This window comes from Mesorhizobium sp. M7A.F.Ca.CA.002.04.1.1 (assembly GCF_004022805.1).
Lineage (GTDB): Bacteria > Pseudomonadota > Alphaproteobacteria > Rhizobiales > Rhizobiaceae > Mesorhizobium > Mesorhizobium ciceri.
In genome coordinates this window covers 1-3,659 of sequence record NZ_RZPL01000594.1, presented here as the reverse complement: position 1 = coordinate 3,659, position 3,659 = coordinate 1, and the positions used below count along the sequence as shown (strand labels likewise).

At 64.6% G+C, this 3,659-nt stretch carries 4 protein-coding genes; 3 read left to right on the top strand and 1 reads right to left on the bottom strand.

Annotated features, from left to right (window positions below; all coding sequences use genetic code 11):
* From glpX to recJ, 3 genes are all read left to right on the top strand, one after another.
* A partial coding sequence (gene glpX / locus ENZ75_RS24930) for a class II fructose-bisphosphatase (protein ID WP_128278388.1) occupies positions 1–886 on the top strand: 886 nt, incomplete at its 5' end.
* Positions 887–959: 73 nt separating this feature from the next.
* The gene (locus ENZ75_RS24925) at positions 960–1,193 is read left to right on the top strand and encodes a DUF6434 domain-containing protein (RefSeq protein WP_063167872.1); all 234 of its coding nucleotides are present in this window, start codon (positions 960–962) and stop codon (positions 1,191–1,193) included.
* A 178-nt stretch (positions 1,194–1,371) separates the two neighbouring features.
* Positions 1,372–3,156 carry a single-stranded-DNA-specific exonuclease RecJ gene (gene recJ, locus ENZ75_RS24920; RefSeq protein ID WP_128278387.1) on the top strand — a complete coding sequence of 595 codons (1,785 nt, stop codon included), beginning with the start codon at positions 1,372–1,374 and terminating at the stop codon, positions 3,154–3,156.
* A 7-nt stretch (positions 3,157–3,163) separates the two neighbouring features.
* Here the strand turns inward: recJ and ENZ75_RS24915 are convergent.
* Positions 3,164–3,659 (bottom strand): patatin-like phospholipase family protein (locus ENZ75_RS24915; protein WP_164887981.1); only part of this gene is annotated, 496 nt, incomplete at its 5' end.

The following is a 3,659-nucleotide window of genomic DNA, read 5'->3' as shown; positions in this document are numbered from 1 at the left end:
GCGTGGGCGCGGCGACGAAAAGGCGGCCGACCAGGTCGCCGTGGATGCCATGCGCCAGGAACTCAACCGGCTTTCCATCAGGGGCACGGTGGTGATCGGCGAGGGCGAGCGCGATGAAGCGCCGATGCTCTATATCGGCGAAGAAGTCGGCTCCGGCAAAGGTCCGGCGGTCGATATCGCGCTCGATCCGCTCGAAGGCACGACGATCTGCGCCAAGAACCTGCCCAATGCGCTCGCCGTCATCGCCATCGCCGAAAAGGGCAGCCTGCTGTTTGCGCCCGATGTCTACATGGACAAGATCGCCATCGGTCCGGGCTATGCGGACGGCGTCATCGATATCGATGCCTCACCGGCCGAAAACATCGCCAGCCTCGCCCGCGCCAAGGGCGTGGCTATTTCGGACATCACCACCTGTATCCTCGACCGGCCACGTCATGCCAAGCTGATCGATGCCGTGCGCGCCACGGGTGCCGCGATCCGGCTGATCGGCGACGGCGATGTCGCCGGCGTCATCCACACCACGGATCCGGAAGAAACCGGCATCGATATCTATCTCGGCACTGGCGGAGCACCCGAGGGCGTGCTGGCCGCCGCCGCGCTGCGCTGCACCGGCGGCCAGATGCAGGGCAGGCTGATCCTCGACACACCGGAAAAGGTTGCTCGCGCGGCAAAGATGGGTATTTCCAATCCGAAACGGGTCTATCGGACGGAGGACATGGCGCGCGGCGATGTGCTGTTTGCGGCCACCGGTGTCACCGACGGCAACATGCTGGCTGGCGTCAAGTTCGGCCACAATTACATCACCACCCACACGATCGTGCTGCGCTCGTCGTCGCGGACGGTGCGCGAGATCAAGGCACGCCATCAGGACCTGGATAAGTTCTGACGCTTGCTTGCGAAGCCACCTTGCAATTGTTAGCCATTCGGGCGCACCCGATATTGGCTGCAAGGATTTGACGATGAAACCGTTCGACTGGCACGCGGATCCGATCTCGCGCGCCACCGCCATCACGCAGTCTTATCGCAACACCCAGAATGTGCGTCGCTTTCTCATCCGGGAATGCAGCTACGCATTCAGCTTCGACCGGCCTTTCATGGCCTGGCTCAAGGACGGTGTGGAAACGACGATGGGCGATGCGGCCGACGAATGGCTTCGGCGCCAGGCTGAAAAGCGGAAAGCGCAGTTTTCTTGACACTTCCCGGACGGCGCACACCGTGAATCGCTTGGCTTTGCCTGCCTTTGGCCTATAGAGCGTCGCATGAACGTGACACGATTTAAATCGTTGCCAATGCAGGTCGTCGCCCCAAAACCGCTGCGCACTTTTGGGCGACATGCACTATCGTGCGGCCAACGATGAGTTGGCAAAGCGTATGACCGGCGAAAAGCGCCTCTTCCTCGATGTCAGGCAGTCGGTATCAGGGGTTTCCTGGGAGCACCGGCTGACCGAGCGGCAGGACATGATCGCGCTCGCCATCGCGCAAGGCTACGGGGTACCCGATATCGTAGCACGGGTGCTTGCCGGCCGCGGCGTCACCGCCGAGCAGACCGAGCGGTTTCTCGATCCGACGATCCGCGATCTTCTGCCGGATCCGGCATCGCTGACCGACATGCACAGGGCGGCGGCCCGGATCGCCGCCGCGGTGATGGCCAGGGAAAAGGTGGCGATCTTCGGCGACTATGATGTCGACGGCGCCGCCTCGTCGGCCTTGCTGAAGCGGTTCCTCACGCATTTCTCGGTGCCGTCGGCAATCTACATCCCGGATCGTATTTTCGAGGGCTATGGCCCCAACCCCGACGCCATGCGCGAACTTGTTTCGCGTGGCGCGACACTGATCGTCACCGTCGATTGCGGCACCAACAGCGCCGCTTCCATCGATGCCGCCAATGAGGCCGGGGCCGATGTCGTGGTGCTCGACCACCACCAGGTCGGCGGTGCCTTGCCGGCGGCAATCGCTGTCGTCAATCCCAATCGCGACGACGACCTTTCCGGGCAGGGCCATCTCTGTGCCGCCGGCGTGGTCTTCCTCGCCCTTGTGCAGACGGCCAGGATCCTGCGTAGCCGCATGGCCGATGCTACGCCGCCGGACCTGCTTTCGCTGCTCGATATCGTGGCATTGGCCACCGTTTGTGACGTGGTGCCGCTGACCGGCGTCAACCGTGCCTTCGTGGTCAAGGGGCTGCAGATGGCGCGCCAGCAGAAGAACGAAGGGCTCGCGGCACTGGCACGGGTGTCGCGCATCGGCGAGCCGATCAGCACCTTCCATCTGGCCTATCTGATCGGCCCGCGCATCAATGCCGGCGGACGCATCGGCGATGCCGCACTTGGCAGCCGGTTGCTTGCGACCGACGACCCGGTCGAGGCGCGCACCATTGCCGAGACGCTCGACCGGCTCAACCAGGAACGGCAGCTGATGGAGCAGGAGATGCTCGCGGCGGCGCGCGCCGAGGCCGATGCGGAGCTCGCCGGCGGCAATGGCCCGGCTATCGTCGTCACCGCCAGCAACAGCTGGCATCCGGGCATCGTCGGTTTGCTCGCCTCACGGCTGAAGGATCATGCCCGCCGGCCCGCCTTCGCCATCGCCTTCAACGCCAACGGCATCGGCACCGGCTCGGGCCGCTCGGTCTCGGGTTTCGCCCTCGGCCGGCTGGTGCGCGAGGCGGCGATTGCCGGTCTGATCGTCAAGGGTGGCGGGCATGGCATGGCGGCGGGCATCACCGTCGAGCGGGCGAGGCTTGGTGAGCTCAGGGCGTTTTTCGAAGAGCGGGCGGCAGCCGACGTGTTTCGCCTGCAGGGCGAGGAAAGCCTGGCCATAGACGGTGCGCTTGCCGCTGAAGGCGCGACACTCAGCCTACTCGACGCGCTGGAACAAGCCGGACCTTTCGGTGCCGGGCACGTGGCCCCTGTTTTCGCGTTGCCGCGCCACCGGTTGGCCGATGCGCGGCCGGTCGGCACCAATCACATCCGCGTCGAGCTGCAATCGGAAAGCGGCGGCCGGATCCAGGCGATCGCCTTTCGCGCCGTCGATACCGCGCTTGGCGAATTCCTGTTCAAGAACCGGGGCAAGACAATCCACGTCGCCGGTTCGCTGTCGGGAAATTACTGGAACGGCAACCGCACCGTTCAGTTTCGTATCACCGATGCGGCTCGTGCGTAGGTGTTGATCAGGCGAGAACTGTCTGCAGCCGGGTCAGTTCGCCGATCTGCGCCATCGTCGCCTGATAGCCGAGATTGATCGCCTCGTCGGCGCGGTGGAACTCGGTCAGGCCGATATGGCTGAGCTTCGGCTGTAGCGACATGTCTGGCGGATCGCCGGCAAGTCTTGCGCGCGAAATGCGGTCCTGGATGATGTTGAAGGCCTCGACCATGACGCCGGTGATGCCGAGCCGGGTCTGATGCGACTGGTGTTCGGGATCGCCATGTCCGGCCCTCGGCGCGTCCTTTTCGACGACCAGTTCGCCAGCGCTGTGCTTGATGACGGCGGCACGGCCGAACAGGTCATAGTGAAGGTTGACCGCCACGACGAGCGGCTGCTCGTAGGCGCGGCAGACCGAAACCGGTACGGGGTTGACCAGAGCGCCGTCGACCAGCACGCGGCCGTTGCAATTCACCGGCTCGAACACGCCGGGAAGCGCATAAGAGGCGCGCATGGCGGTGATC